The sequence below is a fragment of the Microcoleus sp. S36b_A4 genome, assembly GCF_036700645.1.
In the GTDB taxonomy this organism is placed as follows: domain Bacteria; phylum Cyanobacteriota; class Cyanobacteriia; order Cyanobacteriales; family Microcoleaceae; genus Microcoleus.
Genome location: NZ_JAUBPI010000218.1, coordinates 1 through 1,422 on the forward strand (window position 1 = coordinate 1; position 1,422 = coordinate 1,422).

General features: G+C 43.9%; 1 protein-coding gene. It reads right to left on the reverse strand.

Translation table 11 applies throughout. From position 1 onward, the window contains the following. Window positions 1-92: 92 nt before the first annotated feature. Complete coding sequence (gene dprA / locus QUA03_RS28855) at window positions 93-1,244, reverse strand: DNA-processing protein DprA (RefSeq protein ID WP_333217149.1); 1,152 nt, start codon at window positions 1,242-1,244, stop codon at window positions 93-95. Window positions 1,245-1,422: the final 178 nt, after the last annotated feature.

Sequence of the window (1,422 nt, forward strand, 5' to 3'; positions counted from 1 at the left end):
TTGTAGTTTTTTTTCCATGATTATGGGATGTTTGGTTTCACCCTTTTTTAATTCGCCAACAGTCTCTTTCAACCGCCCAGTTTTCTTTCACATCAGCATCGCTGATATCGCATTCCTGGTAACTGCGAAACTAATCCCAACAATTCCAACTGCAAAAGTATACTAGAAACTGTTCCTGCTTCTAATCCAGACACTTCGACAATTGTATCAAAAGAAATCGGCCCAGATTCGATCGCACTTAACACCTTAGCCAATTCCGGCTCCAACGGCGGCCCTTGCTTCTCAACCGTCGGATTTGGGGGAAATAGCGACAACTGCTCGGCTCTATCCAATTTTGGCATAGCTCCGAGCATTTCCAACAGCCTGTCTTCGCTTAAGAGTCGATCGCTACTCGGCAGAATCGGATGAGCACCTTTACTCAGCAACTCCAAACACCCAAAGGAACGCTCATCATCCAATCTTGCTGTCAAAACGTACACATCCCGACAAAAATCATTCGCTTGATAAGCAGTAATTAAAGCACCAGATTTATGCGGAGCTTCTATCACTATTGTAGCGCGACTTAAGCCAGCAATTATGCGATTTCGGCGCGGAAAATTAGTTCTATTCGGTTGAGTCCCCGCCGGATATTCACTAATTACCAATCCCTGCTGTAAAATGCGATCGCACAACCTCTCATTTTGTTTAGGATATACAATATCTACTCCCGTCCCCACCACTGCAAAAGTCCTTCCTCCCGCCTCCAAACAGCCTGTATGAGCCTCTGTATCAATACCAGCAGCCAATCCCGAAACCACAGTAAAATCACTTTTAGCCAAAGCCGTACTAATTTTGCGAGTCCACCTTCTGCCGTATTCCGAAGGGCTGCGAGTACCAACCATTGCCACTGTCGGCGTAATTCCGTGATTCTCTTTTACATCAACTAAACCGCGATAATACAACACTGGTGGCGGATTGGGAATTTCCAATAATAAGCGGGGATAATCTGGATCGGCGGGCGTCCAAAAACAGGGATTTTTTATAAGATGTTTTTCGATAAATTCTTGGGGATTGAGTTTAGTGCGTTCTTGCACAATGGTTTCAATTATCTGCTTGCCGAACCCTTCGATTCGCATTAAATCTACTGGTTTTGCCATCCAAGCTTCTGCCAAACTCTTGAAATTTTGGTGCAATCTCTGCAACAAAATCGGCCCGATACCGTTAATTTGCGACCATGCCAACCAGTAAGCGCGTTCTTCTAGCAACGAGTTACCCTCAACTTATCTGAGAATAATTTTATCATTTGTTGTTTAATATATAGCAATCCTAAATCATTTGTTAATTTCTTACTCCCTCCCCTTGGTAAGGCATTGGTGACAAGTTAAGGAAAAAGGGAAATTGTCAAGGGTAGTATTTGCATGGGTCTGGGATCGTGGGAAACTT